The organism is Methylobacterium currus, assembly GCF_003058325.1.
GTDB classification, from domain to species: Bacteria; Pseudomonadota; Alphaproteobacteria; order Rhizobiales; family Beijerinckiaceae; genus Methylobacterium; species Methylobacterium currus.
The window spans coordinates 590,494-617,162 of the sequence record NZ_CP028843.1; the positions used below are offsets into that span (position 1 = coordinate 590,494).

26 protein-coding genes are annotated in these 26,669 nt (G+C 70.9%); 6 read left to right on the forward strand and 20 right to left on the reverse strand.

Features of this window, described 5'->3' with window-relative positions; genetic code table 11:
- Positions 1-124 precede the first annotated feature (124 nt).
- The 5 genes from DA075_RS02725 to DA075_RS02745 all read right to left on the reverse strand — a co-directional run bounded on the left by DA075_RS02725 (position 125) and on the right by DA075_RS02745 (position 6,127).
- A complete protein-coding gene (locus DA075_RS02725; RefSeq protein WP_099951897.1) occupies positions 125-730 on the reverse strand; it encodes a GNAT family N-acetyltransferase in 606 nt (201 codons plus the stop codon).
- On the reverse strand, positions 730-3,075 hold the full coding sequence (locus DA075_RS02730; RefSeq protein ID WP_099951898.1) for an Orn/Lys/Arg family decarboxylase: 2,346 nt from the start codon (positions 3,073-3,075) through the stop codon (positions 730-732). Before DA075_RS02730 ends, DA075_RS02725 begins: the two co-directional genes overlap by 1 nt.
- A gap of 85 nt (positions 3,076-3,160) precedes the next feature.
- A complete protein-coding gene (locus tag DA075_RS02735; protein ID WP_232386486.1) occupies positions 3,161-3,775 on the reverse strand; it encodes a GDSL-type esterase/lipase family protein in 615 nt (204 codons plus the stop codon).
- Positions 3,772-4,755 carry a hypothetical protein gene (locus DA075_RS02740; protein ID WP_099951899.1) on the reverse strand — a complete coding sequence of 328 codons (984 nt, stop codon included), beginning with the start codon at positions 4,753-4,755 and terminating at the stop codon, positions 3,772-3,774. Before DA075_RS02740 ends, DA075_RS02735 begins: the two co-directional genes overlap by 4 nt.
- On the reverse strand, positions 4,742-6,127 hold the full coding sequence (locus DA075_RS02745; RefSeq protein WP_099951900.1) for an MBOAT family O-acyltransferase: 1,386 nt from the start codon (positions 6,125-6,127) through the stop codon (positions 4,742-4,744). The genes DA075_RS02740 and DA075_RS02745 overlap by 14 nt, the downstream gene beginning before the upstream one ends.
- A 362-nt stretch (positions 6,128-6,489) precedes the next feature.
- Here DA075_RS02745 and DA075_RS02750 point away from each other — a divergent pair, with 362 nt between their 5' ends.
- Positions 6,490-7,038 (forward strand): Ros/MucR family transcriptional regulator, encoded by a 549-nt coding sequence (locus DA075_RS02750; RefSeq protein WP_099951901.1) that lies wholly within the window; start codon positions 6,490-6,492, stop codon positions 7,036-7,038.
- Between the two features lie 156 nt (positions 7,039-7,194).
- Here the strand turns inward: DA075_RS02750 and DA075_RS02755 are convergent, their stop codons facing one another.
- The gene (locus DA075_RS02755; protein ID WP_099951902.1) at positions 7,195-8,268 is read right to left on the reverse strand and encodes a helix-turn-helix domain-containing protein; all 1,074 of its coding nucleotides are present in this window, start codon (positions 8,266-8,268) and stop codon (positions 7,195-7,197) included.
- 17 nt (positions 8,269-8,285) lie between these two features.
- The gene (locus DA075_RS02760) at positions 8,286-9,569 is read right to left on the reverse strand and encodes an MFS transporter (RefSeq protein WP_099951903.1); all 1,284 of its coding nucleotides are present in this window, start codon (positions 9,567-9,569) and stop codon (positions 8,286-8,288) included.
- 328 nt (positions 9,570-9,897) lie between these two features.
- Here DA075_RS02760 and speB point away from each other — a divergent pair, with 328 nt between their 5' ends.
- Entirely contained in the window at positions 9,898-10,935 is a 1,038-nt protein-coding gene (gene speB, locus DA075_RS02765; protein ID WP_099951904.1) for an agmatinase, read from the forward strand.
- 195 nt (positions 10,936-11,130) lie between these two features.
- Here the strand turns inward: speB and DA075_RS02770 are convergent, their stop codons facing one another.
- Together DA075_RS02770 and DA075_RS02775 are read right to left on the reverse strand one after the other, a co-directional pair.
- Positions 11,131-12,108: an SMP-30/gluconolactonase/LRE family protein gene (locus tag DA075_RS02770; RefSeq protein ID WP_099956360.1), complete on the reverse strand. Its 978-nt coding sequence runs from the start codon at positions 12,106-12,108 to the stop codon at positions 11,131-11,133.
- A 176-nt stretch (positions 12,109-12,284) separates the two neighbouring features.
- Entirely contained in the window at positions 12,285-13,559 is a 1,275-nt protein-coding gene (locus tag DA075_RS02775) for an MFS transporter (RefSeq protein ID WP_099951905.1), read from the reverse strand.
- Positions 13,560-13,708: 149 nt separating this feature from the next.
- Here DA075_RS02775 and DA075_RS02780 point away from each other — a divergent pair, with 149 nt between their 5' ends.
- Positions 13,709-14,428 carry a GntR family transcriptional regulator gene (locus tag DA075_RS02780; protein ID WP_232386482.1) on the forward strand — a complete coding sequence of 240 codons (720 nt, stop codon included), beginning with the start codon at positions 13,709-13,711 and terminating at the stop codon, positions 14,426-14,428.
- Between the two features lie 43 nt (positions 14,429-14,471).
- Positions 14,472-15,308, forward strand: a complete 837-nt coding sequence (locus tag DA075_RS02785) for an NAD-dependent epimerase/dehydratase family protein (RefSeq protein WP_099951906.1) — start codon at positions 14,472-14,474, stop codon at positions 15,306-15,308.
- An 80-nt stretch (positions 15,309-15,388) separates the two neighbouring features.
- On the opposite strand, the gene DA075_RS02790 is transcribed toward DA075_RS02785, so the two are convergent.
- Complete coding sequence (locus DA075_RS02790) at positions 15,389-15,850, reverse strand: Rrf2 family transcriptional regulator (RefSeq protein WP_099951907.1); 462 nt, start codon at positions 15,848-15,850, stop codon at positions 15,389-15,391.
- Between the two features lie 92 nt (positions 15,851-15,942).
- On the opposite strand from DA075_RS02790, the gene hmpA reads away from it, so the two are divergent.
- Positions 15,943-17,184 (forward strand): NO-inducible flavohemoprotein, encoded by a 1,242-nt coding sequence (hmpA, locus tag DA075_RS02795; RefSeq protein WP_099951908.1) that lies wholly within the window; start codon positions 15,943-15,945, stop codon positions 17,182-17,184.
- A 64-nt stretch (positions 17,185-17,248) separates the two neighbouring features.
- Here hmpA and DA075_RS02800 read toward each other — a convergent pair whose 3' ends face one another.
- The 7 genes from DA075_RS02800 to DA075_RS02830 all read right to left on the reverse strand — a co-directional run bounded on the left by DA075_RS02800 (position 17,249) and on the right by DA075_RS02830 (position 22,830).
- Positions 17,249-17,695: a hypothetical protein gene (locus DA075_RS02800; protein ID WP_099951909.1), complete on the reverse strand. Its 447-nt coding sequence runs from the start codon at positions 17,693-17,695 to the stop codon at positions 17,249-17,251.
- Positions 17,696-17,757: 62 nt separating this feature from the next.
- Positions 17,758-18,312, reverse strand: coding sequence for a hypothetical protein (locus DA075_RS02805; protein WP_099951910.1), 555 nt, complete (start codon positions 18,310-18,312; stop codon positions 17,758-17,760).
- Between the two features lie 222 nt (positions 18,313-18,534).
- On the reverse strand, positions 18,535-19,608 hold the full coding sequence (locus DA075_RS02810; protein WP_099956362.1) for an enolase C-terminal domain-like protein: 1,074 nt from the start codon (positions 19,606-19,608) through the stop codon (positions 18,535-18,537).
- Between the two features lie 71 nt (positions 19,609-19,679).
- Positions 19,680-20,435 carry an SDR family NAD(P)-dependent oxidoreductase gene (locus DA075_RS02815; protein WP_099951911.1) on the reverse strand — a complete coding sequence of 252 codons (756 nt, stop codon included), beginning with the start codon at positions 20,433-20,435 and terminating at the stop codon, positions 19,680-19,682.
- The gene (locus tag DA075_RS02820; RefSeq protein WP_099951912.1) at positions 20,432-21,220 is read right to left on the reverse strand and encodes an amino acid ABC transporter ATP-binding protein; all 789 of its coding nucleotides are present in this window, start codon (positions 21,218-21,220) and stop codon (positions 20,432-20,434) included. Before DA075_RS02820 ends, DA075_RS02815 begins: the two co-directional genes overlap by 4 nt.
- Positions 21,221-21,230: 10 nt before the next feature.
- Positions 21,231-21,893, reverse strand: a complete 663-nt coding sequence (locus DA075_RS02825; protein WP_099951913.1) for an amino acid ABC transporter permease — start codon at positions 21,891-21,893, stop codon at positions 21,231-21,233.
- Between the two features lie 70 nt (positions 21,894-21,963).
- Positions 21,964-22,830: a transporter substrate-binding domain-containing protein gene (locus tag DA075_RS02830; RefSeq protein ID WP_099951914.1), complete on the reverse strand. Its 867-nt coding sequence runs from the start codon at positions 22,828-22,830 to the stop codon at positions 21,964-21,966.
- A 219-nt stretch (positions 22,831-23,049) separates the two neighbouring features.
- Here DA075_RS02830 and DA075_RS02835 point away from each other — a divergent pair, with 219 nt between their 5' ends.
- The gene (locus DA075_RS02835; protein WP_099951915.1) at positions 23,050-23,736 is read left to right on the forward strand and encodes a nitroreductase; all 687 of its coding nucleotides are present in this window, start codon (positions 23,050-23,052) and stop codon (positions 23,734-23,736) included.
- Between the two features lie 266 nt (positions 23,737-24,002).
- On the opposite strand, the gene DA075_RS02840 is transcribed toward DA075_RS02835, so the two are convergent.
- The 3 genes from DA075_RS02840 to DA075_RS02850 are packed head-to-tail and all read right to left on the reverse strand — an operon-like array spanning position 24,003 to position 26,667.
- Positions 24,003-24,878, reverse strand: a complete 876-nt coding sequence (locus DA075_RS02840; RefSeq protein ID WP_099951916.1) for an SMP-30/gluconolactonase/LRE family protein — start codon at positions 24,876-24,878, stop codon at positions 24,003-24,005.
- Positions 24,875-25,897, reverse strand: a complete 1,023-nt coding sequence (locus DA075_RS02845; protein WP_099951917.1) for an aldose epimerase family protein — start codon at positions 25,895-25,897, stop codon at positions 24,875-24,877. The genes DA075_RS02840 and DA075_RS02845 overlap by 4 nt, the downstream gene beginning before the upstream one ends.
- Complete coding sequence (locus DA075_RS02850) at positions 25,894-26,667, reverse strand: FadR/GntR family transcriptional regulator (RefSeq protein WP_244936492.1); 774 nt, start codon at positions 26,665-26,667, stop codon at positions 25,894-25,896. The genes DA075_RS02845 and DA075_RS02850 overlap by 4 nt, the downstream gene beginning before the upstream one ends.
- Between the last annotated feature and the right edge of the window lie 2 nt (positions 26,668-26,669).

Below are 26,669 nucleotides of genomic sequence, written 5' to 3' on the forward strand. Positions count from 1 at the left end.
AGGCTTGTTGCGGCACCGTCTCCACCCTCACGCGGGATCTTCGATCCCCTGACCCCTCTCCCACGCGGGAGAGGGGAAGAGCCTTGCTCCGGACTGTTTGCAAAAGTCGCGATACCGATCCCCTTCACGCCATCGGCAACGGCGCCCGCGCCTCCTGCACCACCGCCTCCTGCCGCCAGGTCGAGGGCTGGTCCGAGGCTCCGGTCCCGAGCGGGCATTGCACCATCACGCTGTCGCCCCAGCGGCCGTGGCGGTAGGCCACGGCCGGCAGGTGGCCGACCCTGGTGAAGCCGCAGGCCTCGTGCAGGCGTAAACTGGCCTCGTTCTCGGCGTCGATGTAGCCGATCATCTGGCGGTAGCCGCCCGCGGCGCAGGCCTCGATCAGGGCCGGCAGCAGACGCCGGCCGATGCCGGCATGGAGGTGGCCGGCATGGACGTAGATCGAGTGCTTGAGCGTGTAGCGGTAGGCCGGCCGCTTGCGGAACGGCACCGCGTAGGCGTAGCCCGCCACCACCCCGTGACGCTCGGCCACGAGGTGGGGCAGGCGCTTCGAGCGCATGTTCTTGCGCCGGCGCTTGAGGTCGTCCGGCAGGAGCCGGTCCTCTTCGAAGTCGCCGGTATCGCCGACGCCGTGGCGGATATGGTGCTCGTAGATGTCGATCATCGCCGCCACGTCCGCGTCCGTGGACGGGCGGATCACGATCCCGGGCTGCGAAGGCGTCGAGTCCATCAGCGCCCCTCCCGCAGCACGTAGGTGTAGAAGCGGATGCGCCCGTCCGGCTCGACCTGGCGGTAGACGCCCTGGATCTCGGCCTCGAAGCCCGGGAACAGGTTGGCTGCGGCCTCGAACATCTTGAAGTAGTCGAGCATGGGCTTGGCGCGCTGGTCCAGCCGCTCGCCCGGCAGCACCGTGCCGATGCCGGGCGGATAGACCAGCATCAGGGTCGTGGCGACCCGCCCCTCGGCCTCGGCGATCGGCACGAAGTCGACATTGTTGCGGGTCAGCATCTGCGCCGCGGCCTTGGGCGGCATCACCATCTCGGGCAGGTGCTCGGGCATGAACTGCTTGCGCTGGAGGCTAGATGTCCCCGATTGCCGGTGGAAGGTGTGGTAGTCGGCGCAGAGGTCGCGCAGGCGCACGCCGCCGTAGCGCTGCGGCCGGCGCCGGACGAATTCTGGCATCGCCTCTTCGAGCAGCACGTTGTCGTCGTGCAGCCGCTTGAACGCGACGAGCCCCGAGATCAGCGTGCCGGCCTTCGAGGATTCGACGCCGGGCGTCAGCAGGAAGAGCAGCGAGTTGAGGTCGTTCTTCTCCGCGACGATGCGGTTCTCGCGCAGGTACTGGGCGACGATCGGGGCCGGCACGCCGTGCTCGCTGTACTCGCCCGTGCGCCGGTCGAAGCCGGGGGTGAGCACCGTGAGCTTGTTCGGGTCGGTGATGGCGTAGCCCGGCGCGACGTGGGTGAAGCCGTGCCAGCCGGCACCGGGCCTCAGCTCCCAGTGGCGCGGGTCGGAGGCGAGCTCGTCGGTCGGCAGGCTCTCCCACGGCACCTCGGCGCCGCCGGCGCCGGTCGCCATGTCGGGCACGAAGGGGTCGAAGAACCAGCGCCGCTTCGGGTCGCGCTCGTTCTCCTCGAACTCCTTGCGGATCGCCCGCACCTTTTTGCGCCACTCGATCCCGAGGCGGATCGTGTCGTCCCACAGGATCATGCCCGAGCGCCCCTTCATCATCTGGGCGCCGACGTCGAGCGAGGCGAAGAGGGGATAGAACGGCGAGGTCGAGGCGTGGACGAGGAAGCTCTCGTTGAGGCGCCGATGCTCCACCCGCCTCGTCTGGCCGCGGATATGGCCGTCCTTGGTGTGGATCTGCGAGGCCTGGGAGAAGCTCGCGAGCTGCTTGTGGGTCGATTGCGTGGCGATGATGCCGGGCGAGGTCTCGTCGAGCCCGGTCAGCCCCATGGCGTAGCGGCCCTGGAACAGGGGATGGAACTTCATGAAGCCGGCCCAGGCCTCATCGAACAGGATGTAGTCGCAGAGATGGCCGATCTTGGCGACGATCTCGCGGGCGTCGTAGATCGTGCCGTCATAGGTGCATTGCTCGATCACGGCGACGCGGAACGGGCGCTCCTTGCGCCACGCCTCCTTGTCCTTGACGAGCGGGTTGGCCCGGATCTTCTGGCGGATGCGGTCCTCGTCCAGCGCCTCGTGGAAGATCGGGCCGATCAGCCCGTAGGCGTTGCGGTCGGTCTCGAGGAAGATCGGGATGCCGCCGCCGAGGAACAGCGCGCCGTGATGCGCCGCCTTGTGGTTGTTGCGGTCGAACAGCACCAGGTCGTCCTCGGCCACGAGCGAGGACAGCACGATCTTGTTCGAGGCCGAGGTGCCGTTGAGGACGAAGTAGGTCTTTTCCGCCCCGAAGATCTGGGCCGCCTCCTTCTGCGCCTTGAGCGCCGGGCCCTCGTGGGTCAGGAGGTCGCCGAGGTCGAGGACCGAGTTGTCGAGGTCATCGCGAAAGATCGCCTCGCCGAGATGCTCGACGAAGATGCGGCCGATCGGCGAACGGTTATAGAAAATGCCGCCATTGTGGCCCGGGCAGGTCCAGAGCTGGTTGCCCTTCTCGGCGTAGTCGACCAGCGCGCCGAAGAACGGCGTCTTCAGGGTCTCGGCATATTGCGTCACCCGGCTGACCAGGCCGCGGGCGATGAATTCAGGGGTTTCCTCGGCGAGGAAGATGTAGCCGTCGATGAAGTCGAGCAGCTCGACCGGGATGTCCTCCAGGCGCTTGCGCCGGACCATGATGACGATCGGCATCTCGAGGCCGCGCTTGCGCATCATGTCGATGAGCGCCGCCGCCTTGCCGTCGAGGCCGCGCTTGCCCCAATCCACCACCAGGCAGCCGACCGCCGCGTCGGTCTGCACCGCGATCGCCGCGTCCTCGACCCGCCGGGCCCGCACCACCTCGAAGCCGCGCCCCTCGACCGCCGCGACGATCTGGTTGACGCGCGCGCCCTCCAGGTCGTCCGGGTCGAAGGCCGGCGTGCACATCAGCACGGTGAAGCGGCGGTGGAAGTCCATCGGGCGGGCTCCTGTCCTTTGGGAATGGCCTGCGTGTCGGCCGCTCTCGTGACGATCCGATGACGGCGGCGGCCCGGCCGTCGATTCAGCCGGTGCGCAGGAGGGAGGCGAGGGCGGCACTGAGCGCGGCGTAGCCGCGGGCGTTGAGATGGAGCCGGTCGGCCTCGAGGCCATGGGTCGGCTCGGGACGAAAAGCCGCGTCGCCATCGAGGAGGAGCAGGGCCTCGTTCCGGGCGAGGCCCCCGATGGCGGCGTTGAGCGCGAGCCGATCGGCCTCGCTCCGCCCCGGCGGGCTCTCGCGCCACGGCACGGTGGCGAGCACGATGCGTTGCGGTGCCCAGGCGGCGCGGAGCGCCGCCACCAGGGCGGCGAGGCCGGCGACGATCGTCCCAGGCGCATCGCCATCGGCGAAGCTGTTGGTGCCGACCATCAGGACCGCGAGGCGGGGCCTGAGGGCGAAGGCCGCCATCGCGGCGAGGCGCCAGCGCGTGGTCTGCACCCGGTCCCCGGGCAGGCCGAGATTGAGAATGGGCAGGCCGGTCGCAGCCGTAAGGTCCGGCTCGGGCCAGCCGGCGGCGAGGGAATCGCCGAGGATCACCGCGCCGGGCGCCGGGCCGGCGGCGAGGCAGGCCATCAGGGCGCGGTGGCGGCGCAGGCCGGAGGCCTTCGCCGGTGGGTCAGGGGGGCGGGCCGCGCTCACCGGGCCGCCGGCCGGCGCAGGCCCAGCCGCTCCAGCACCTGGCGGCCGATCAGCGGCGTGTAGTGCAGGTTGTCGAGCCAGGCGGGGGTGGAGCCGGCGGCGGGATCGAACGGATAGGGATCGCCGAGGTTGGTGAGGTCGAGGACCGGCCTCCCGCGGGCGGCGCAGAGCCGCATCACCGCCTCGCGCCACTGCGAGAAGTCGTCGGTCAGCCCGAGATCGGCGAGCACCCGCCGTTGCGCGTCGCTCACCGGCGAGAGATAGACCGCCAGGTCGACGCCCGAGAGACGGTCGAGGGCAAGGTCGAGGCCCGCCAGGGTCTCGGGCCGGAACGCCGCCGTGGTGCGCCGGCGCGTGGCATCGTTCTCCAGGGTCAGGACCGCCGCCAGGGGCGGGGTGATGCGAAAGCCGGCCCGGGTCCAGGAGCCCGGATCGTCGCCGCCCGCCACCGCCGCGAGACGGCTGTCGGCGAGCGCGTAGCGGCCGAGCACGCTGCCCATCAGTGCGGCGAGCCGGCCGCTGAGGGTGGCCAGCGCCTCGTCGAGATGCACCGGCACGCTCGGACGCGAGAACATGTAGTAGTCGAGCCCGAGCGTCGCCCGGGCCGGGGCCCGGGAGGCCACCACGGCGGCGATCACCGGCAGCTCCGTGGCGATGACCGCCGAGATGCCGGCATTGAAGACCCGACCCGGCGGCACGCCGGTGACGTCGGCGGGGTCGAGGCCGTGATAGACCGTCGAGGAGCCGATGAGCGCGAGGTCGTAGGGGCGCGTCAGCGCTTGCAGCACCTTGGCCCGGCGGGTCTGCCGGTCGAGAAGGCGGCTGTTGCCGTCGGTCACGGCCCGCCACGGTGGGTCGTCGCGGAAGATCCAGTAGGCGTCGAACCAGATCACCCGCCCGGCCACCCCGGTGACGAGGAGCGCGAGGATCAGGGCCGTCAGCGCGAGGTAGCGACGGGCCAGGGCCTCAGAAGCGGGCATAGATGAAGGCCTGGTTGGCGTCGTTGCCGACCTGCAGCAGGATCGCCGCCAGGAGCAGGGCGGTCGCCGCGGCCGCCCAGGCCCGCGGGATCAGGCTGTCCACCGCCTCGCGGGCGGTGGGGCCGAGGATCGCCAGAGCCGCGGCGCCGGCGGCCAGCGGCCAGAACGCGGCGGTGCTGCCCGACTCGGTGCCGAGGCCGAGCAGCCCGCGATAGACCGCGAGGGCGGTGGCGAAGTCGGGTGCGCGAAACAGCACCCAGGCGAGGCAGACGAAGCTGAAGGTCGCGAGGAAGCCCGCCGCCTGCGGGAGCTGGAGGCCGGCGCGGCGCCAGAGCACGTGAAGGCCGAGCGCGACGCCGTGCGCCGCCCCCCAGGCGACGAAGGTCAACCCCGCCCCGTGCCACAACCCGCCGAGCGCCATGGTGGCGAAGAGCGCCAGGAGCTGGCGCGGCACGCCGTGCCGGCTGCCGCCGAACGGGATGTAGAGGTAGTCGCGCAGGAAGAACGACAGGGTGATGTGCCAGCGCCGCCAGAAATCCTGGATCGAGGCCGCGCGGTAAGGCGCCGAGAAATTGTCCGGCAGCACGATCCCGAACAGGAGCGCGAGGCCGAGCGCCATGTCGGTATAGCCCGAGAAGTCGAAATAGAGCTGGAGAGCGTAGCCGACCGTCGCCTGCATCGCCGTGGCGAAGTCCGGCTGCCCGCCCGACGCGGCGGCGGCCCAGAGCGGATCGACAATGGTCCCGAGCCCGTCGCCGAGAAACACCTTCTTGGAAAGGCCCGCGGTGAGCAGCATCAGGCCGCGGGCCGTGCGGTCCGCGGAATGCGGCTCGGGCGCGCGGAGCTGGCCCGCGAGTTCCGAGGGCCGCACCAGGGGGCCGGCGATCACGCGGGGGAAGAACGCGACGTAGACGGCATATTCGGCGAGCGTCATCCGCTCGGCCGTGCCGCGCCGCAGGTCGACCAGATAGGCGATGTGCTGGAAGGTGAAGAACGAGATGCCGAGCGGCAGAGCCAGGGACACCCGCGGCAGATCCGCGCCGGTGATGGCGTCCGCCAGCCCGGCGAAGAAGCCGAGATACTTGTATAGCCCAAGCAATCCGAGATCGAGGACGATCGCCAGGGTGAGGATCGCGTTGCGCCCGCTGCGGCGCCAGGCCCCTCGGGCAAACCACTCGCCGGCGAGCCAGTTGAGCGCGACGGAGCCGGCGAGCACCGGGACGAAACGCAGATCCCACCAGGCGTAGAAGACGAAGGACAGGGCGGCGAGCCAGGCGACGCGCCAGCCTGGCCGGCGGGCGACGCAGAGGGCGTGCAGCCCGAGCGCCACCGGCAGGAACAGCAGCAGGAACGGCAAGGAATGGAAGGGCATGCGGCGCTCGCCGGTCGTGCTTCGGCGTTAGTGCAAATTCGGCGCCAGGGGAAGGGCGGTGCCAAGTTTCTCGACGGTGACAGGCCGGCGCCTGAGCCAATTTTGCTCATCTCACCGCGTTCGATGCGCCTCTCCGACCTTCGTCACAGAGTAGGAGGCCGAGTAGGCTGCAGGCGGCGCAAGGCTTGGGTGGATCTCCAGATGCCCCTGACGCCGTTGCGCCATGGCAAGCCTGCCCGATTATCAAAAGCATCTGTGGGAAATTCGGGGGTGAGCGCGCGACGATGGGTTGAAACCCTGGCGCTGTGACCGATATCGCGGCTATGCCCGCCAAACGGGCTCGTAAGTTGGGATGATTCTCCGTGTCACAAGAAGATCTGGTCCAGGAGGTCGATTTCGTCGCCCTCTCCGCCGACGTCGTATCGGCCTACGTCGCCAACAACTCCGTCCCGGCCGCCGATCTGGCCGGTCTGATCGCTACCGTGCACGCCGCTTTCGTCTCCCTCGGCCAGCCGGCCGCCAAGGAGGCCGAGAAGCCGGTTCCGCTGATGCCGATCAAGAAGACGGTGACCCCGGACTACCTGATCAGCCTCGAGGACGGCCGGCAGTACAAGTCGCTCAAGCGCCACCTGTCGACCCGCGGGCTCACCCCCGAGGAGTACCGCCGCAAGTGGGGCCTGCCGCACGACTACCCGATGGTCGCCGCCAACTACGCCGCCCAGCGCTCCGAGCTCGCCAAGAGCATCGGGCTGGGCCGGGGCCGCAACGTCGCGGCAGCCGCCAAGCGCGCCGCTTCCGACGCCGTCGTGACGGCGCCGGCCGCCGAGGCCGGGACCTTCGAGGCCAAGACCGCAGAGGCCAAGCCTGCCGGGGCCAAGCCTGTCAAGCGTGGGCGCTCGCGCAGCGCGTGAGATCGTCCGGACGGCCGCCCGGGACGACCCCTCCTGATGGGGCGCGTCTCGATGGTGGCTGCGTCTTGATGGTGGCCGCGTCTTGATGGTGGCCGCGTCTTGGGCGGCGATGTCGGGAGAGGTCGCGGCGCGACCGGCGGGGGCCGGCCGCGCCGCTCACAGGAGTTCGCCGTGCCAGGCCGTGAGGCCGACCGGCGGCCTCGCCACGCGGCCCCGGCGCGGCGCGCCGATCAGGGCGATCCCGCTCGCAGGCTCCTCGGCGCGCAAGCTGCGCCGATATTCCCCTGGCGGAAGGCCGAAAGCATCCCGGAACAGCCGGCCGGCATGGCCCGGCGAGGTGAAGCCGGCCGCGCTTGTCAGTTCGTCGATCGTCCGGTTCTCGTCGGCCCGGGACAGGGTGCGGCGCAGGCGCGCCACGCGCTGCTGCTGCACGTAGCGGGCGACGCCGCCCGCCGGCTCGAACAGCCGGTAGAGCGCGCTGCGCGACAGGCCGGCCCCGGCGGCGATCGCCGCGCTGGTCAGGCCGCGATCCCCGAGATTCTGCTCGATGAAGGCGACTGCTCGGGCGCGGGCCCGGCCCGCCGCGAGGGGCGGCGGCAGCGGGGCGCCGTTGTCGCGCAAGGAGGCCAGGGTCGCGCCGAGCATCAGGCACAGCGACTCGGTCACGGCACCGGCGAGTTCGGGCGTCAGCGCCGCCGCGTGGGCGGCCAGCGAGCGCGCGAAGTCGATCACCAGCCCCGCCTCGCGGGGCCCGAGGACCAGGCCGTGCAGGTCGAGGCCGTCCAGCGTCGCGGCATCGAGCCTGTCGCGGGCGATCGCCGCGGTGACGATGCGGGCGCCCTCGGTCCAGGTGCGCTGCGGCTGGGTGAGGTCGAACAGCGCCATGCTCCCGGCCTCGACCCGGCGGACCGCACCCGGCACCTCCAGCATCATGCTGCCCGCGAGGACGAGGTGGAGGGTGACGTGATCGAAGCCGTCGCGGGCGACCCGGCGGGGCGCGCGGGCATGCGACACGCCGGCGAGCCGGCGGTCGAAGAGCAGCATCCGCGGCATCCGGTGGGCGACGACCTCGGTCCGCAGCGGGCCTGCGAGCCGGTCGACGTCGGTGCCGCCACTGTAGAGCACGCGATAGGCCTCGAAGGCCGCGTCGTCCGCCAGGGTCTTGCCCGGCGTCGCTGGTCCGGAGAGGCCGGGCTCGGCGATCCCGGGTCCAAGAGTGATCGTGTCCATCGCGCTCGCGGACCCGCTCAGCGGGGAGGCCGCACCTGTCCGGTCGTGGGTCCCCTGACGTAGTGCGGGGCCGGCAGGAGGGCAACGAGTCCGAGCGCGCAGGCCAGCGCGGTGGCGGTCAGCAGGGCGGCGCCGAGTCCCGCCTCGCCGAAGACGCGGTCGGCCAGGAGCCCGACGAGGGGCGGGCCGAGCCCGAAGCCTGCGAGCGTGATGCCGGCCATGAACGGGGCGGTGACGCGGCCGCGCAAGGCATGCGGCGTCATGATCTGCAGCCCGGCGAGCGTCGTCACCGAGCCGATGCCGAGGCCGAAGACCAGGGCGCCCAGGGCGGCCGTCGCGAGGGCGAGATCCTCCGCGAGGCACAGGATCCCCGAGAGCGGCAGCGTGCCGACGAGGACGCAGAGCAGCAGCCGCCGTCCGGGCAGGCCCGCCTTGATCCCGCGGTCGAGGAGGCGCCCGCCGGTGAACTGGCCGAGCGGCGCGGCGAGCGTCATGACCGAGCCGACCAGCATCCCGGCCGAGGACAGCGGCAGGCCGAAGCGGCGCACGAGGAGCGTCACCGCCCAGGCATTGGTCGTCTGTACCACCAGGGTCACGGCTATCCCCGCGACCATGATGGCGGCGTAGCGCCCGGCATGGCGGGCGAGCCACGGCCAGACCCGCGCCCGTCTGATCGGCCGCGGGCCGTCGCGGCTGGGATCCCGCATCCGCAGAAGTAGGGCCATGAGGACGAGGTTCGGCACCACGCTGAGGACGAACAGCACGCGCCACGCCGCGACCGAGGCGGGCAGCCCCGGCACCGACACCAGGGCCGGCAGCAGGGCCAGGAGCCCGCCGCCCAGACCCAAGGCGGTGCCGCGCCCCAGGACGGCGCCGGCGGTGTAGAGCGCGACGCCGTGCCCGATCCGGTCCCGGGGCTGGCGCGCGGCGATGAGCGCGAGGGCCGCCGGGGTGAGGACGGCCTGGCCGAGACCGAGGCCCGCGCGGGCGAGGACGAACGCGCCGAAATCGGTCGCGAGCCCGCTCGACAGGGAGGCGAGGCTCCAGACCAGGATCCCGGCCGCGATCAGGCGCGGGCGATGGACGCGGTCGACGAGGGAGCCGGCCATCAGCGAGGCCGCCGCATAGGCCGCCACGAAGGCGGTGCCCTGGGCGAGGCCGAGCGCGAAGTCGCTCAGAGCGAGATCCGCCTTGATCGCCGGCGCGACCAGCGCGGCGATGAACCGGTCCGCGAAGGCGAGCAGATGGGCACCGGCGAGCAGCCAGACGCCCGGCCAGGCCGGTGCCAGAAGCGAGCGCATCGGGTCGCCGGTCAGGCCGCCGCGACGGGGCGGCGCGGACGGGCGTCGGGCAGGAGGTCACCCAGGACTAAGTCACCCAGGAGCAAATCACCCATCTGTGGCGGCCTTCGGGAGCGTCGGGGCGGCGGATCGCGCGAGTCCCGAGTCGTGGCCGTCGCCGCCTGCCGGGACAACGGGCTTGCCAGCATGGCCGGCCTGCGCTCTTGTCGCGGCCGGGTGGCGCGGGCCGAGGGCACGCCGGGCGCGCCGGGGCCTCTCGAGGCCGACCCCCCGAGTGCCGCGCCCGCGGGCTCCGAGAGCCTTCGCGGGCCCATCTCCGGAGCCCCCCATGGACCAGGCCAAGCTCGCGGCCCTGCGCGCCCGCTACCTCGACGCGACCGGTGGCGACATCGACGATCCGGATTTTGCGAAGGCCGCCGCGCAGCAATTCAGCGAGAGCGACCGGCGCAAATGGCCCTTCGCGGACCCCGCGACCTTCCTCGACCTGCCGTTCCGCCCCGAGGTCGCGACCCTGCCCGATTTCGGCGGCCTCGACGTGGCGCTGATCGGCGTGCCGATGGATCTCGGCGTCACCAACCGGGCCGGCGCCCGCCATGGGCCGCGGGCGGTGCGGGCGGTGGAGCGCATCGGCCCCTACGAGCACGTGCTGCGGATCACCCCGGCGGCGGAGCTGAAGGCGGCCGATATCGGCGACGTGCCGTTCCGCAGCCGCTTCTCGCTCGAGAGCTGCCACGAGGACATCGAGGCGTTCTTCGCCACCGTGGTGAAGGCGGGCGTGGTGCCGCTCGCTGTCGGGGGCGACCACTCGATCAGCCGCGCGACCTTGAGGGCGGTCGGTGCCGCGCACCCGGTCGGCATGATCCACATCGACGCCCATTGCGACACCGGCGGCGTCTACGAGGGCTCGAAGTTCCACCACGGCGGGCCGTTCCGCCAGGCGGTGCTCGACGGCGTGCTCGACCCCGCGCGCACGATCCAGATCGGCATCCGGGGCGGCGCCGAGTACCTGTGGGAGTTCTCGTACGTGTCGGGCATGACGGTGATCCATGCCGAGGAGGTGCCGCGGCTCGGATTGCCCGCGGTGATCGCCCGGGCCCGCGAGGTCGTGGGCGACGGCCCCACCTACCTCTCCTTCGACGTCGACAGCCTCGATCCCGGTTTCGCGCCGGGCACCGGCACGCCCGAGATGGGCGGGCTCACGCCGCGCGAAGTGCTGGAACTGCTCCGGGGCCTCGCGGGCGTGAACATCGTCGGCGGCGACGTGGTCGAGGTGGCGCCGCAATACGACCCGACCAGCAACACGGCGCAATGCGCCGCGCAGGTGCTGTTCGAGCTGCTGTGCCTGGTGGCGGCGGGGCGACGTTAGAGCATTTTCCGACGACGTGGACACCGGTTCGTCGCAGAAAAATGCGGCACAATCAAAGACTAAGAGCAGCGCCCGATTGCAACGTGATCGGGCGTTGCTCTCGCGCGCCGTCCGCGGCTTGGGTCCTTGTCTTGTCGCAGAGTGTTGCCGCAAAACCGGCAACCGCCTTTGTGAAATCTGCTCGGGGCCGGGGCGTCAGCCCCCGGCCACGCCCTGCGTGTCGACGTAGAGCGCGTAGAGCGACTGGCTCGCCGCCATGAACAGCCGGTTGCGGTGGCGGCCGCCGAAGCAGAGGTTGGCGCAGCGCTCGGGCAGGCGGATGCGGCCGATCAGGATGCCGTCGGGATTGTAGACCATCACCCCGTCGAGAGCCTCCGAGCCCATGCCCCAGCCGCACCACAGGTTGCCGTCGATGTCGCAGCGGAAGCCGTCCGGCGTGCCGGGGCCGGCATCGATGTGGACGCGCCGGTTCGTCAGGCGCCCGCCCGCGCCGACGTCGAAGGCGAGGATGCGGCGGTTCGGCTGCGCCCGCGACTCGACGAGGTAGAGGGTCGATTCGTCGGGGGAGAAGCACAGGCCGTTCGGCCCGGCGAGGTCGGTGGCGACGGCCGCCAGCGCCCCGGTCGCCGGGTCGAGGCGGTAGACGTTCTGGGGCGATTCCGGCTCGGCCCGTTCGCCTTCGTAGTTGCCGAGGATGCCGAAGGGCGGGTCGGTGAACCAGACCGCGCCGTCGGAGGCCACCACCACGTCGTTGGGCGAGTTGAGGCGCTTGCCCTCGTAGGAATCGGCCAGCACCGTGATGGCGCCGTCATACTCGGTGCGGGTCACCCGCCGTCCGCCATGCTCGCAGGTGACGAGGCGGCCCTGGCGGTCGCGGGTGTTGCCGTTGGCGAAGTTCGACGGCTTGCGGAAGACCGAGACCGCGCCGCTCTCCTCGTCGTAGCGCAGGATGCGGTTGTTCGGGATGTCGCTCCACAGGAGGTAGCGCCCGTCGCCGAACCAGACCGGGCCCTCGCTCCAGCGGCAGCCGGTGGCGAGGCGTTCGACCCCGGCGCTGAACACCCGGTAGCGGGCAAACGAGGGATCGATGACCTCGATGGCGGGGTCGGGATACCGGGTCGTCGGCGTCCACACGGGGGCGATCCTCCTGGCGGTTCTTCGGGCGCGGACCATCGCGGTCCGCCGCGCCGGATGCAAGGCGTTCTCTCATGCCGCCGCGCCGTCGAACGGACTCGTTCGAAGGCGCTGGCTAGGTCCGAACGGGCGCCGGCGCCGATGCGCCGGACGCTTTCGCATCGACACGTCGATGCGAAAGCGCGATGGCATGAGGCGTTCTCCGGGGAGCCCGGTCAGTGCGCGACCGCGCCCGCCGGGAGCGGCCGGACCCGCCGGCGCTCGCCCAGCACCAGCCAGACCACGAGCAAGGCCACGAGATCGAACACCGTGAGGCAGGCGAAGAGCGGCTCGAAGCCGATGCGCCCGGCGAGCTGCCCGATCAGCAGCGAGAACAGCGTGCCGCCGAGATAACCCGCCATGCCGCAGAAGCCCGTCGTGGTCGCGACCTCGTGCGGCTGGAAGTGGTCGGTGACGACGGCGTAGAGCAGGCTCGACAGCATCTGGTGGGCGAAGGCGCCGAGCGAGAACAGGCAGATCGCCGTGAACGGGCTCGAGGCCAGCCCGATCAGCCCCGGGCCGATCATGCAGACGGCCCCGAAGCCGATGCCGGCGATGCGCGAGTTGGCGAGCGAGATCCGGAAGCGCCGGCTGAGGTATGGCGACAGGTACCCGCTGAGCACGCAGCCGAGATCGGCGGCGAGGAAGGGCAGCCAGGCGAACAGGGCGAATTGCTTGATGTCCATGCCCCGGGCGCTGACCATGTAGAGCGGGATCCAGTAGCTGAAGGTCTGCCAGGCCGGCTCGGTGAGGAAGCGCGCCGCCGCGATGCCCCAGAATTCCCGCCGCCCGACCACCGCCTTGACGGAGGGCTTCGGCAGGACAGCCTGCGGCGCGTCGGCGCCGATATGGGTGCGCTCGGCCTCGCTCAAGCCCGGATGGTCCTGCGGGTCGCGGTAGACCAGCCACCACAGGGCGGCGACGCCGACCGACATCAGGCCGGTGACCAGGAAGGCGACCTGCCAGCTCCAGGTCAGCGACAGCCACACCACCAGCGGCGGGGCGATCATCGCGCCGATCGACGAGCCGGTGTTGAACCAGCCGGTGGCGATCGAGCGCTCCCGGGGCGGGAACCACAGGGTCGCGGTCTTGACGGCCGAGGGGATCGCCGCCGCCTCGCCGAGGCCGAGCAGGCCCCGGAACGCCGCCATCGCCTGCCAGTTGCCCGCCAGCGCGTGCAGCGCGCAGGCCGAGCCCCAGACCAGGGCGAACAGGCAGTAGCCGGTGCGCAGGCCGATCAGGTCGGTGAGGAAGCCGGCGGCCGGCTGCATCACCCCGTAGGAGATCTGGAATGCCGCGACGATGAACGAGTACTGCTCGGTCGAGACGCCGAGCTGGTCCTTCAGCAGCGGGGCCAGCACGCCCAGCGTGTTGCGGTCGATGTAGTTGACGACCGTGCCGAGCCCGACCAGCGCCAGGATGCGCCACCGCAGGCCGCGCGATTTGCCCATCGGCGTTCCCTTCCCGTGAGAACGTTGCCGGCCACGCCGGAAACAATGCAGAATCAAGGCCCTGCGCGCGTCCGCTCTGTCGCCGGCGGTGGTCGCGGTGAGCTTTGCGGTCATTATCGATATTGATAATGCTTGACAAGGGAGGGGGCATGACCGACGCTAAGGCGATGATCGCCGCCGAGACCATGCGGGCCGGACAGCCCGTGAGCCCCCCGATTCCAGCGCGGGCCCGCCGTCACCTGCAAGTGGCCGACGGGTTGCGCCGCGCGATCATGCTCGGCGAGATCGCCCCCGGCGCGGCCCTGCTCGAACTCGACCTCGCCGGCCGGTTCGGTTGCAGCCAGGGGGTGATCCGCGAGGCTTTGCTGCTCCTTCAGGAAGAGGGTTTGGTGCAACGTTCCGGTCATCGCGGCACCCGGGTCTCGGAGTCGAGCGCCGAGGAGGCGGTCGAGATGCTGCGCCTGCGCCGCGACCTCGAATGCCGCGCTGCCCGTCGGGCCTGCGCCCGGCCCTGCGGCAACCCCGCCGCCCTGCGGGCGGACCTCGAGGCGCAGCTCGCCCTGATGGAGGTGGCCGCGGCGGCGGGCGATCCTTACGCGCTCGCCGAGGCCGACCGCGAGTTCCACCGCCGGCTCTTCGCCGAGGCCGGCTGGCCGAGCCTGGAGCCCCTGCTCCTGCGCTGCCTGACCCACAACCACCGCTTCAAGCTGATCGCCGGGCCGGCCGACCTCACCCACACGGCGCAGCGCCATCTCGGCATCCTGGCCGCCGCCGAGAGCCGGGACGGGCCGGCTCTCGCGAGCGCGCTGGCCCACCACGTCGCGACGATCCTCGACGATGGACCGTCGCTCCTCGATGATGGGGCGTGACCCGCGCCGCCGGGGCCGCACAACGACGAAACAAGGAGGACGCATGAGCGAGGCAGCGGGAATCCGGGTCGCCCTGTCGGGGGCGGGCGGGCAGATCGGGGCGGTGCTGCGGCCGCGGCTGCTCGATGCCGGCATCGTCCTGCGCTCCGGCGGGGGCCCGACGGCGCTGACGCCGCTCTCGGAGGCCGAGACCGTGACGACCGGCGACCTGCGCGATCCCGAGGCGGTCGACCGGCTGCTCGAAGGGGCCGAGGTCCTGGTCCACATGGCGGGCACCAGCGTCGAGCGGCCGATGCCGGAGGTGATCGAGAACAATCTCGTGGCCCTGCAGGCGGTCTACGAGGGTGCCCGTCGCCACGCCGTGCGGCGCGTGATCTTCGCCAGCTCCAACCACGCCTTCGGCATGCATTCGGTGAACGACCGGCTCGACATCGACGCCCCGTTCCGGCCCGACGGCGCCTACGGCCTGAGCAAGGCCTGGGGCGAGCTGATGGGGCAGATGTACTGGGACCGGCACGGCATCGAGGGCGTGGCCATCCGCATCGGCAGCGCCCTGCCGCGCCCGACCGAGTTCCGCCACCTCTCGACCTGGCTCGGCCACGACGACCTCACCCAGCTCGTGCTGCGCAGCATCGCGGCGCCGATCCCGGGCTACGTCGCGGTCTGGGGCGCCTCGAACAACCCGCGCAGCTACTGGGACAACAGCGCGGCCGCAGCCGCGATCGGCTACCGGCCGACCCAGTCGGCGGAGGATTGGGCGGAGGAGATCCTCGGCCAGGAGAACCCCCTCGACCCGGTCGCCCGCACCCTCCAGGGCGGCAGCTTCACGACGATCGACTACACGCCGCAGGATCAGCGGCCGGGGCGGGCGAAGGGCTGAAGCGTGCCGTGCAATGAAGCCTCCCCCTCTCTGCGGGGGAGGGTCCGCGCGCGACCGGCGTGTGTGGGACGCTCCGAACCCTACACCTCCACCTGCTCGCCCTCCGGCTCCGGCAAGCCCAGCAGCCGCGCGAGATCCGGCGCCGCATCCCCCGCCAGCAGGTCCGCCAGGGTATAGCCGTCGAGCACCGCCAGGAACGCGGCGAGCGCCTCAGCCAGAGCGCGGCGCAGGCGGCAGGCCGGGGTGATGGCGCAGGCGCCGTTCCCGAAGCACTCGACCAGGGCCAGGTCCTCCTCGGTCTGCCGCACCACCGCGCCGATCACGATCGCGCTGGGACTCAGCGCCAGGCGCAGGCCGCCGCCGCGGCCGCGGATGGTGCGCACCAGGCCGAGCCGGCCGAGCTGATGCACCACCTTGGTCAGGTGGTTCTCGGAGATGCCGTAAGCCCGTGCGACCTCGGCGATCGAGCTCTGCCGCGGCTCGTTGGCGCCGAGATAGAGCAGCGTGCGCAGGGCGTAATCGGTGTAGCGCGTCAGGCGCATGGGAGCCTCGCCCGCTTCATAACATGTAATTCCTATACACCTTCAGGCGGGCGCCGTATAAGGTTCATATCGAATGCACCTTTGAGCGCGCCATGCCGTCCCCGCTGAGCCCCGCCACCATCGCCCTCGTCAAGGCCACGATCCCCGCCCTGGAGGCCCACGGCCTCGCGATCACCCGCCGGATGTACGAGCGCCTGTTTCAGGACCCGGCGATCCGCGACCTGTTCAACCAGTCGCATCACGGCGAGACCGGTTCCCAGCCGAAGGCCCTGGCCAATGCGGTGCTCGCCTATGCGCGCAACATCGACAATCTCGGTGCGCTCGCCGGCGCGGTCGAGCGCATTGCCCAGAAGCACGTCACCTTGACGATCCTGCCGGCCCACTACGCCTCCGTCGCCGAGGCGCTGCTCGGGGCGATCCAGGACGTTCTGGCCGAGGCCGCGACGCCGGAGATCTGCGCCGCCTGGGGCGAGGCCTACTGGTTCCTGGCCGACATCCTGATCGATCGCGAGGCCGCGATCTACCACGATCACGAGACGCGGCCCGGCGGCTGGACCGGCTGGCGCGACTTCCGAATCGAGAGCGTGACGATCGAGAGCGAGACGATCCGCTCCTTCGTGCTGGTACCGGTCGATGGGGGTGCGGTGCTGCGCCACCAGCCCGGCCAGTCTCTGGGCCTCCGCCTCGACCTGCCGGGCGAGGGCGTGCTCAAGCGCAACTACTCGATTTCCTGCGCACCGAACGACCGCTCTTACCGCATCACCGTGAAGCGCGAGGCGACGCCCGGCCGTCCTGCCGGCCTGGTCTCGTCCTGGCTGCACGAGACGGCCCATCCCGGCACGGTGCTGACCGTCGCGGCGCCCGCCGGCGACTTCGTGCTCGATCGTACCACGTCGGCGCCGGTGGTGCTGGTGAGCGGCGGCGTCGGCCTCACCCCGATGATGAGCATGCTGGAGACGATCCACGCCGAGACGCCCGAGCGGCCGACCTGGTACGTCCACGGGGCGCTGCACGGCCGGGTCCACGCCATGGCCGAGCGCACCCGGCGCCTCGCCGCCGATCGCCCGGCGATCCGCCTGCACACGGTCTACGAGGCACCGGAGAGCGCGGACCGGCTCGGGACGGCGTATGACAGGGTCGGCCGCATCACCCCGGAATGGCTCGTCGCCCACACACCGGCGGCGGAGGCGACCTACTACCTGTGCGGCCCCAAATCCTTCCTCGCCAGCCTGGTCCGCGGCCTCGCCCGCCTCGGGGTGCCGGCGGAGCGCATCCGGTACGAGTTCTTCGGGCCGGCGGACGAGCTGGAGGAGGAGGCCCGCGCGGCGGCCTAGATCACGACAGATTCGCCCCACGCGGTGCTCGCGTGGGGCATGGTTCACGTGATGGATGTGCGGGTTAGCGCTTGCAGAGCTTGTTCAGAGCGTCCTGCAGGGCTGTCCGTACCCGGCCGTTCGCGTCGAACGCCTTGAGGACGACCTTCGAGATCTCTCCCGAGGTGTTCACTTTCACGTCGAGGACTTGGCAGTCGGAACCTCTGATATCGGCCGTTGCTCTCACTCGATCGGAGGTCGAGAATTTGATGAGTGCGGCCGGGCTTGTGCTGCAACTGAAGCTGGCATTGATCTCGACGGACGAGGTAGGTCCGGAGGACTTGTAGCACACACTCTCCAGCTTGTGATTGGCCTTGTCGACACCGGCCCGACCGAGGTAGGAACAGTCGGTCGCCTCGATCGGACCGCGGATCTGGTCCGCGATCCTGCCGCTAATGAACTGGTCGCATTCGGCAGCCCGGGCCACGCCGGAGCCGAGAAGGAGCGCGCCGGCGAGGGGGATCGCCGCCATCGTTGCTTGCCTCGTCATAATCCCTCCGTTGCGCTTCGGTTCGCGTGGTCGAGGTTCCAGGATCAGAGAAACCGTCCGATCCTGATCCCGGCCGCTCCGACGAGGAACGGCAGGATGACGTGCGCCCAAGTTTGATAGGGCGGATAGAAATGCGGCATCGCTTCTTGCTGTTCAGGTTTCAACCCAAAACAGTAGTGGGGCTTCCACCCGGCCGCAGAAGAAAGATCGAAATCCGTGAACAGGCGCAGGTGGTCGAACTGATCACAGGGAATGCCGGCCTGGGTCGTTTCGAAGATAAGCTGCCGGAGCAAAAATAACTCCGCGATCGCCGGGATCAGGGCAAGTGCGATCATCGCGATCCGTGCGCCCCTCGACCGCTGGGCGGGGGTCACCACGACCACCGATGCGTAGTAAAGCAACCACACCATGCCTGCTGAAATAATCCAGGGGCCGAGGATCACGACCCATCCGACGTTGACATTGGTCAGCTTGAGGCCTGCCAATGAGAGCTCGTCGAATATGGATGGCGCACGACTGATGATGCAAAACAGGATGCACAAAGAAGCGAGCAGGCCGTAGCTATTCAGGAGCGTCTGCCGATTATCGTCGTTTTCCATTGATCCGATACCTGACTTCGGCAGTGATCGCGGGGTCTCAACGGGCAATGATATTTTGGATTACGGCAAGTTTATTTTTATTTTGGTGTCTTGCAGCTCTGTTCGAGCAATAATTAATACATGGCTAACCAGCCGGCCGCCGTCAAGGGGCCGGCTGAAAAACTTCCGATTTTAGGAAAAATACTGACAGGGAGCGCGAGCCTGAAAGGTCAATACTGGCGATCAGTGTGTGTCCGCCAGCACCCGCGCATTCTCCCGGATCGCCGCCTCGCTCACCGCGATCCCGAGCCCGGGGCCCCGCGGCACCACCACCTCGCCCGCCTCGACCGGCACCCGCGCCTCCAGCACGTCCTCCGTCAGCACGTGGTGGGGCATGTAGAACTCGCAGCCGAGCGAGATGCCGGGGGTGGCGGCGATGAGCTGGGTGCCGGCGGCGAGCGCGATGCCGCCCTCCCACAGGGTGCCGCCGTAGCCCGGCAGGCCCGCGGTCTCGGCGATCGCCATCAGCGCTTGCGCCTTCAGCATCCCGCCGCACTTCATCAGCTTGACCGAGACCGCGTCCGCGGCCCGGCGCCGGACCACCTCCAGGGCGTCCGCGGCATCGAAGCAGCTCTCGTCGGCCAGGATCGGGGTGTCGAGGGCCGCGGTGAGCTCCGCCATCGCGTCGAGATGGCGGCGCGCCACCGGCTGCTCGATGAAGGTCGGCCGGAAGGCCTCGATGTCGCGCAAGGTCCGCAACGCCCCGAACGGCGCCAGCGCCTGGTTGTAATCGACCCGGAGATCGATGCCCTCGCCGAAGGCCGCCCGCATCGCTTCGAGATGGGCGAGATCCTCGGCATGGGACTTCACCCCGGTCTTCACCTTGAACAGGCGGTGGCCCCCCGCCGTCATGGCGTGCATGCGGGCGAGGTCGGCGTCGAAATCCGGATCGGCGATCGAGAACGACAGCGGGATCCGGTCCCGCACCCGGCCGCCCAGCAGCTCGGCCACCGGGAGCCCCGACGCGTGGCCCAGGATGTCGAGCAGCGCCATCTCGACTGCCGCCTTGGCGTCGGTATGGCCGGTGAGCGCCCGGTCGAGATCGGCGGCGAGCGCCCGGACGCCACGCGCCGAGCGGCCGAGGATCAGCGGGCGCAGATAGGTGTCGAGGGCCGAGAAGGCGCCCTCGGCGGTGCCGGTGAACACCTCCCAGGGGGCCGCCTCGCCCCAGCCGACGATCCCCTCCCGGGTGGTCAGGCGCAGGAGCACCCGCTTGACCGTGCCCTTGACGTCGCCGACGCCCTGGCGGCGGGCCATCCTGATCGGGCTCTCGATCAGGACGACGCGCAGATGCGCGATGACGAGCGAATCGGTGAGGGGGATGCGGCTCACGTGAGCCCTCCGTCGACGTGCATGACCTGGCCGGTGACGTAGGAGGCGGCCGGGGAGGCGAGGAAGGCGATGACGGCGGCGATCTCCGCCGGATCGGCCCGCCGCCCAAGGGGGATGGCGGATTCGAGGGCCGCGATCGCCTCAACTGAGAGCGCCCCGGCGCGGCCCGGGTCCTTGCGGGTCAGGCCCGGTGCCACGGCGTTGACGGTGATGCCGTCCGGGGCGAGCTCGCGGGCAAGGCTCCGCACCAGGGCCTCCAGGGCGGCCCGGCCGGCGGAGGAGGCCGAGAACAGGCCGAGATCGGCCCGGTAGAGATGGGCGACGTAGGACGACACCGCGACGACTCTCGGTGCCGTGCCCGCCCGCAGCAGCGGTGCGGCGGCTTGCGCAAGGCGCAGGAACGACTCGGCCGAGAGGGCGAGCGCCGCCGCGAGGCTGGCCGGATCGAGCGCGAGGGCGCCGCCCCTTTGCGCCTTGCCGGCGGCGGCCACCACGGCGTCGAGGCGCCCGAAGGTCTCCGAGGCGAGCGCGACGCCGCGCGGGCCGGTTTCCGGGTCGGCAAGGTCGCCGAGCCAGGTCGCGACGGTGGCACCCTGGGAGCGGGCCGCCTCCGCCACCGCGTCGAGCCCCGCCGCGTTGCGGCCGCTCTGCAGCACCAGGCCGTGGCCGGGGGCGGCAAGGCCGAGAGCCGTGGCCCGGCCGATGCCGCTGCCTGCCCCCGTCACCAGGATGACGCGCGTGAGGACGCTCATGCCGCCGGCACCTCGCCGCGACGGTGGAAATGGGCCAGGAAGGCCTGGGTGTCGGGGTGCTGCGGCGCGTCGATCAGGGCGCGGGCCGGGCCTTCCTCGACCACCACGCCGTCGCGCAGGAAGACCACCCGGTCGGCGACCTCGCGGGCGAAGGCGATCTCGTGGGTGACGATCACCATGGTCATCCCGTCGGCGGCGAGCGCCCGCATCACCCCCAGCACCTCGCCGACGAGTTCCGGATCGAGGGCCGAGGTCGCCTCGTCGAACAGCATCACCTCGGGCTCCATGGCGAGCGCCCGCGCGATGGCGACGCGCTGCTTCTGCCCGCCCGACAGGCGGCTCGGATACTGCTCCGCCTTGTCGGCGAGGCCGACCTTGGCCAGCAGCGCGCGGGCCCGCGCCTCGGCCTCGGGCCTGGCCAAGCGCTGCACGGTGACCGGCCCCTCCATGACGTTCTGGAGGGCGGTGAGGTGCGGGAACAGGTTGAAGTGCTGGAACACCATGCCGGTATTGGCGCGGAACCGCGCCAGGGCCTTCGTCCCTGGCAGCCTGGTGCCGGGTCCGAACCGGAACGCGTCGGCCCCGACCCGGACCTCGCCCGAATCCGGCACCACCAGGAGGTTGATGCAGCGGAGCAACGTCGACTTGCCGGAGCCCGACGGCCCGATCAGCGCCACCACCCCGCCCGCCGGCACGGCGAGCGATACGTCCTTGAGCACCACATGAGCGCCGAAGCTCTTGGCGAGATGCGTGATCGCGATCTTCGGAGGTGAGGTCCCTGCCATGCGTTGAGCCTCAATCGCTGGTGGCGAGGCGCCGCTCGCCCCGGCGCACGATCCAGGTGAGGGGATACAGCGCCGCGAAGTACAGGACAGCCACGAGCGTGTAGATCTCCAGCGGCCGGTAGCTGTCATGGGCCGCGACCTGGCCCTGGTAGAGCAGGTCCGGCACCGCCAGCACCGAGACGAGCGAGGTGTTCTTGAACTGGATGATCGACTGGTTCATCAGCGGCGGCACCATGCGCTTGAGCGCCTGGGGCAAGATGATCCGGCGCAGGCTTTGGGCCGGGGTCATGCCCAGGGCCGCCGCCGCCTCGCCCTGGCCGCGGTCGATCGACACGATGCCGCCGCGGATGATCTCGGCGTAGAACGAGCCGCCATAGAGCGACAGCGCCAGCACCGAGGCGCCGACCGCCGAGATCTCGATCCCGGCGAGGATGGGCAGGGCGTAGTAGAACCACACCAGCTGCACCAGGAGCGGGGTGCAGCGAAAGACCTCGATATAGGCGTTGCTGAGCCAGCGCAGGGGCGCCAGGTGCGACAGCTTGGCGAGACCGGCCGCGAGGCCGACCAGGAGCCCGATCACCACGATCGCAACCGTGAAGGCCACCGTGACGCCGAGCCCCTGGACGAACAGCCAGCGATAGGTCCAGAGCGAGCCGAAATCCCACGTGTACATGTCCAGACCTAACCCTGGCGGGCCACCCCGCGCCGCTTCAGGCTTCCGGCCGCTCCGCGACCCTGCCGGCTCACAGCGAGACGCCGGCCGGCATGTCGGCCTCGGTCACGCCCACCAGCTCCATGTTCGACACGATGGTCTGGCGGATGAAGCCGAGACCCTTGTTGTAGTCGATCCAGGTGTTGACGAAGTCGCGCAGGGTCTTGTCGCGCTCGCGCCGGAAGCCGGCATTCGAGGTGGTGGCGAAGACCGGGTTCGGCACCACCAATTGCCCCAGCGCCGCGTTCTTCTTCAGCACGGTCATCGCCAGCATCAGAATCAGGCACTGCGCGTCGACCCGGCCGGTCGAGAGCGCCAGCGTCGCCTCGTCGGCGGACTTGAAGCGCACGACCTGGGCCTTCGGGCAGAGCCGGGTCACGACGGCGTCATGCGAGGACCCGACATCGACCGCGAGCTTGACGTCGGGGCTGTTCAGCTCGGCCCAGGTCTTCGGAGCAAACCCCTTCTTGGCGATCACCGTAAAGGCGTTGCTGAACACCGGCACGGAGAAATCGACCACCAGCGCCCGCTTCGGGGTCGGGTTGAGGCCGAAAAACAGGTCGATCTTGTTGGCCTGGAGGTCGAGCACCGCATTGCCCCAGGTGGTCTCGGACAGTTCCAGCTCCGCCTCGAGCTCGGCCGCGAGGGCCTTCGCCATGTCGACGTAGAAGCCGCGCCACTGCCCGCTGGCAATGTCCTTCTGGTAATAGGGCGCGCCGCCCGCCACCGCCGCGGTGCGCAGCTTCTTCGTCCGGCGAATCCGGTCGAAGGCGCTCTCGGAGGCGTCCTGCGCCCGGGCCGGGGTCACGAGCGCGGAGGCGGCCGCCCCCGCCGCCGCGGTGCCGGCCCCGAAGAGGCCTGTTCCAACGAGGCCTGCCAGCGATCTGCGCGACAGCATCACGAAAATTCCTTCTTCACGCGCGTTCCTCACCGTCGCGCTTAGCACGTGGCGGGCCAGAGGCCACGGGGAACGAACGGACGAGCGGTTTAATCCACCTCGCAAAACTCCCGCTGCGCCGACGCCGCCACAGTGAGCGACGACGGTGAGCGGGAGTTTTGTGAGAGACACTCAATCCACCGGATCGGCCGGGCCGAAGGCCTGACAGGGGAGACGACCATGACGGAGCGCAACGCGGTCGACGCGGCGATCATCAGCCGGCGCAGCGTCCGGGGCTTCCGGCCCGATCCGGTGCCGCAGGCGACGGTCCGCGAGCTGATCGCGCTCGCCGGCCGGGCGCCGAGCGGCAGCAACATCCAGCCCTGGAGGGCCCACGTCGTCACGGGCCACGCTCTCCGGCGCCTCACCGACGCCCTCACGGCCGCGCATGAGAGCGATATGCCGGAGGCGCGGGACTACGCGTATTATCCGGTGACCTGGCGCGAACCGTATCTCGGCCGGCGCCGGGCGCTCGGCTGGCAGCTCTACGGGCTCGCCGGCATCGGGAAGGGCGACCGGGAGGGGGCCAAGCGCCAGATGGGCCGCAACTTCACGTTCTTCGGCGCTCCCGTCGGCCTCGTCTTCACCATCGACCGCGACATGGAGCAGGGCAGCTGGCTCGATTACGGCATGTTCCTCCAGACCCTGATGCTCGCCGCCCGCGGCCGCGGCCTCGACACCTGCCCGCAGGCGGCGATCGCGAGCTATCCGGCGGTGGTGCGGGAGCAGCTCGGCATTCCGGGGAGCGAGATCGTGGTGTGCGGGATGGCGCTCGGATCCGCCGATCCCGAGGAGCCGGTGAACGGCTTGCGGGCGGAGCGGGAGCCCGTGGAGGCGTATACGGTGTTTCACGCCGACCCTGAATAGCTCCGCTCTCGGCGACGAGAGTCGGAGCCGGTGCTTGGATCCGCCTTCGACGTCGATGACAGGATCAGGACCGCGCCGGTCTCATCGGTGACGAGAGCTTGGACTTCGGGAAATAGCCGCTTGCTTCGCCGTCGCGACGCGCGCGCATGCCGCCACCATGATCGGCGGCTGAAGACCTGATCCGCTGCACGCGACGCTTGGCTGGCTTTGGCTGCATGCAGCGGCGGAGACAACGTTCGGGACTGGTCAAGCCGCCTGGTCCGACCTCACACGATCCGCACCACCGGCTCGAACCGCCCCTTCACCTTCACCGGAACCGAAAAGGTCCGCCCGGCGAAGCGGTCGTCGGTCCGGTCCGGATCGAGACCTTCCGTCGCCGAGGTGACCACCAGGGTGTCGGCGCCCTCGCCGATGAAGGCCGGGCAGGTCACCTGGCGGGCCGGCATGGCGATGCTGCGCACCCGGGTGCCGTCGGGGGCGTAGGCGTCGAGGCTGGCGCCGCCCCAGCGGGCGTTCCAGAGCAGGCCCTCATCGTCGATCACCGCGCCGTCCGGTGCGCCCTCGGAGGCCGGGATCTGGACGAAGACCCGGCGCTCGCCGACCGGCAGGCCGGTCTCCGGGTCGGTGGCGATGCGCCAGATCGTGCCGGCCTCCGAATCGGCGAAGGTCGCGCTGGTGCCGTCGGCCGAGAACGCGATGGCGTTCGGGATCGTAATGCCCGTGAACAGGGTCCGGACCTCGCCGCGGAAGAACCAGTAGATCGACCCGACCCCCGTCTCCGCGTGCTTGCCCATCGTGCCGAGCCACAGGGCCCCGCAGGGGTGGACCCGCCCGTCGTTGGAGCGGGTCTCCGGCCGGTCAGCCTCGAGCGGCGTCAGCAGCCGCAGCCGGCCGGATCCGATGTCGCGGAGATACAGGCCGTCCTCGGCGCCGAGCAGCTGCGTGCGGTCGTCGACCCGCGCCACCACCGAGGCCATCACGGGCAGGTCGTGCCGCGTGGTGCTGCCGCCGTCGAATGGCCGCTCGCACAGGTGCTTGCCGAGGATGTCGAGCCAGTACAGCCGGCCGAGGCCGGGATGCGCCGCCGGCCCCTCGCCGAGGATGCAGGGGCGGTCGCAGAAGATGCCGGCCCAGCCGCTCATCGCGCGGTCTCCTTCGTGAAGCGGTATTCGATGATCTGACGGTAGGTCTCGCCCGGGCGCACGACCGCGCTCGGGAAGCCCGGGTGGTTCGGCGCGTCGGGATAGGCCTCGGGTTCGAGGCAGAAGGCGGAGCGGGCCGCATAGCCGAGGCCCGCTTTGGCAAGGTGCGTGCCGTCGTAGAACTGCACCGCCGGCGCGGTGGCCAGCACCGTCAGCGCCACGTCGCTGCCCGCCGCCGTGACCCGGCCGACGGGACGGGGCTCGGGCGCCGTCTCGCGCCCGAGCACGAAGGCGTGGTCGAAGGCCTCGGCGCCGATGCGCGTCGGCCGGCGCAGGTCGAAGCGCGTGCCGGCGACCGGGGCGATCGCACCGGTCGGGATCTGGCCCTCGTCGACCGGCAGGTAGGACTCGGCCGGGATCTCGATCACGTGGTCGTCGATCGTCGGGGCGGGGAAGCCCGCTTGCGGCAGCAGCAGGTTGAAGTAGCTGTGGTTGGTCAGGTTGACGAGGGTCGGCGCGTCCGTCGTCGCCGTCAGGGTGATGCGCAGGGTGCCGGGGCCGGTGATGGCGTAGGTGCAGGCGACGTCGAGCGCGCCCGGATAGCCCTCCTCGCCGTCCGCCGCGCGGTAGGCGAGCGTCAGGCTGCGCTCTCCCACCTGGGCGAAGCGCCATTTGCGGCGCGAGAAGCCCTGAGAACCGCCATGCAGGTGGGTGCGGCCGGCCTCGTTGCGGGGCAGCGCGTAGGTCGTGCCGTCGAGGGTGAAGCGGCCGCCGGCGATGCGGTTGGCGAAGCGCCCGACGATGGCGCCGCATTGCGGGGTCCTGGCCACGTAGTCCTGGGGATCGTCGCGCCCGAGCACCATCGGGCGGCCGTGGACGTCGAGCCGGCGCAGCACCGCCCCGAGGCTCAGCACCGCCACCGCGAGCCCGTCACCCTCCAGCCGGGCTTCCAGGATCGGGCAGCCATCCGGCATCGTGCCGACCGGGACGGGGTCCAGGGCAGGGGCAGTGTCGCTCATTGCGGGCTCCTTCGCGCCGGGCTCCTTCGCGCGCAGGGCGCGCTGACCTTAGGATAAGGCGGTTTCGGCGCTCTCTCCACCGCCGTGGCGCTGTTCTTCAGGCCGTCGCGCACCGCGGCCTCGGTCGCCCGGGCTGCCGCCGCGGCGTCGCCGGCGCGGATCGCCGCCGCGATCGCCGCATGGGTGCGCCAGGCGACGTCGTGCGCCTGCGGGTCGGTCGGCCGGCTGAGATGGAACAGCACGTCCAGCGCCGCCTCGGTCACGGCGCCGACCGAGTGCATGAACAGGTTGCCGGAGGCGTCCGCCAGGGCGAGGTGGAAGGCGAGGTCGGCCCGGGCGAAGGCCGGATCGAGGCCCTTTGCCTCGCGCATCGCGACGACGCAGGCATCCAGGGTGTCGAGGTCGGCCTTGCTCCGGCGCGCGGCGGCGAGTGCCGCCGCCGCCGGCTCGATGGCGAGGCGGATCTCGGCGAGCTCGCTCAGGAAGCGCGCGTCGATCCCGGCCTCGATGGTCCAGGCGAGCACGTCGCGGTCGAACAGGTTCCAGGCCGACCGCTCGCGCACCCGCGTGCCGACCCGGGTGCGGGCCTCCACCAGGCCCTTGCCAGACAGGGTCTTGATCGCCTCGCGCAGGACCGTGCGCGACACTCCGAAAGCGGAGAGCAGGACCGGCTCGCCCGGCAGCACGTCGCCCTCCCGGTAGCGCCCGGCGACGATGCCGGTGCCGAGCGCCCGCGCCACCCGGGCGTGGCCCGGGCTGCGCCGTGGCACGG

Bases quoted from the DNA above. Each gene is read 5' to 3' on its own strand.
- DA075_RS02820 (WP_099951912.1), bottom strand. From the start codon at position 21,220: ATGGCAGGGACCTCACCTCCGAAGATCGCGATCACGCATCTCGCCAAG.
- DA075_RS02835 (WP_099951915.1), top strand. From the start codon at position 23,050: ATGACGGAGCGCAACGCGGTCGACGCGGCGATCATCAGCCGGCGCAGC.
- DA075_RS02760 (WP_099951903.1), bottom strand. From the start codon at position 9,569: ATGCGCTCGCTTCTGGCACCGGCCTGGCCGGGCGTCTGGCTGCTCGCC.
- DA075_RS02740 (WP_099951899.1), bottom strand. From the start codon at position 4,755: ATGCCCGCTTCTGAGGCCCTGGCCCGTCGCTACCTCGCGCTGACGGCC.
- DA075_RS02770 (WP_099956360.1), bottom strand. From the start codon at position 12,108: ATGGTCCGCGCCCGAAGAACCGCCAGGAGGATCGCCCCCGTGTGGACG.
- DA075_RS02745 (WP_099951900.1), bottom strand. From the start codon at position 6,127: ATGCCCTTCCATTCCTTGCCGTTCCTGCTGCTGTTCCTGCCGGTGGCG.
- speB (WP_099951904.1), top strand. From the start codon at position 9,898: ATGGACCAGGCCAAGCTCGCGGCCCTGCGCGCCCGCTACCTCGACGCG.
- DA075_RS02830 (WP_099951914.1), bottom strand. From the start codon at position 22,830: ATGCTGTCGCGCAGATCGCTGGCAGGCCTCGTTGGAACAGGCCTCTTC.
- hmpA (WP_099951908.1), top strand. From the start codon at position 15,943: ATGCCGTCCCCGCTGAGCCCCGCCACCATCGCCCTCGTCAAGGCCACG.
- DA075_RS02755 (WP_099951902.1), bottom strand. From the start codon at position 8,268: ATGGACACGATCACTCTTGGACCCGGGATCGCCGAGCCCGGCCTCTCC.
- DA075_RS02805 (WP_099951910.1), bottom strand. From the start codon at position 18,312: ATGGAAAACGACGATAATCGGCAGACGCTCCTGAATAGCTACGGCCTG.
- DA075_RS02800 (WP_099951909.1), bottom strand. From the start codon at position 17,695: ATGGCGGCGATCCCCCTCGCCGGCGCGCTCCTTCTCGGCTCCGGCGTG.
- DA075_RS02815 (WP_099951911.1), bottom strand. From the start codon at position 20,435: ATGAGCGTCCTCACGCGCGTCATCCTGGTGACGGGGGCAGGCAGCGGC.
- DA075_RS02825 (WP_099951913.1), bottom strand. From the start codon at position 21,893: ATGTACACGTGGGATTTCGGCTCGCTCTGGACCTATCGCTGGCTGTTC.
- DA075_RS02785 (WP_099951906.1), top strand. From the start codon at position 14,472: ATGAGCGAGGCAGCGGGAATCCGGGTCGCCCTGTCGGGGGCGGGCGGG.
- DA075_RS02840 (WP_099951916.1), bottom strand. From the start codon at position 24,878: ATGAGCGGCTGGGCCGGCATCTTCTGCGACCGCCCCTGCATCCTCGGC.
- DA075_RS02730 (WP_099951898.1), bottom strand. From the start codon at position 3,075: ATGGACTTCCACCGCCGCTTCACCGTGCTGATGTGCACGCCGGCCTTC.
- DA075_RS02725 (WP_099951897.1), bottom strand. From the start codon at position 730: ATGGACTCGACGCCTTCGCAGCCCGGGATCGTGATCCGCCCGTCCACG.
- DA075_RS02845 (WP_099951917.1), bottom strand. From the start codon at position 25,897: ATGAGCGACACTGCCCCTGCCCTGGACCCCGTCCCGGTCGGCACGATG.
- DA075_RS02810 (WP_099956362.1), bottom strand. From the start codon at position 19,608: ATGGCCCGCCGCCAGGGCGTCGGCGACGTCAAGGGCACGGTCAAGCGG.
- DA075_RS02780 (WP_232386482.1), top strand. From the start codon at position 13,709: ATGACCGACGCTAAGGCGATGATCGCCGCCGAGACCATGCGGGCCGGA.
- DA075_RS02775 (WP_099951905.1), bottom strand. From the start codon at position 13,559: ATGGGCAAATCGCGCGGCCTGCGGTGGCGCATCCTGGCGCTGGTCGGG.
- DA075_RS02790 (WP_099951907.1), bottom strand. From the start codon at position 15,850: ATGCGCCTGACGCGCTACACCGATTACGCCCTGCGCACGCTGCTCTAT.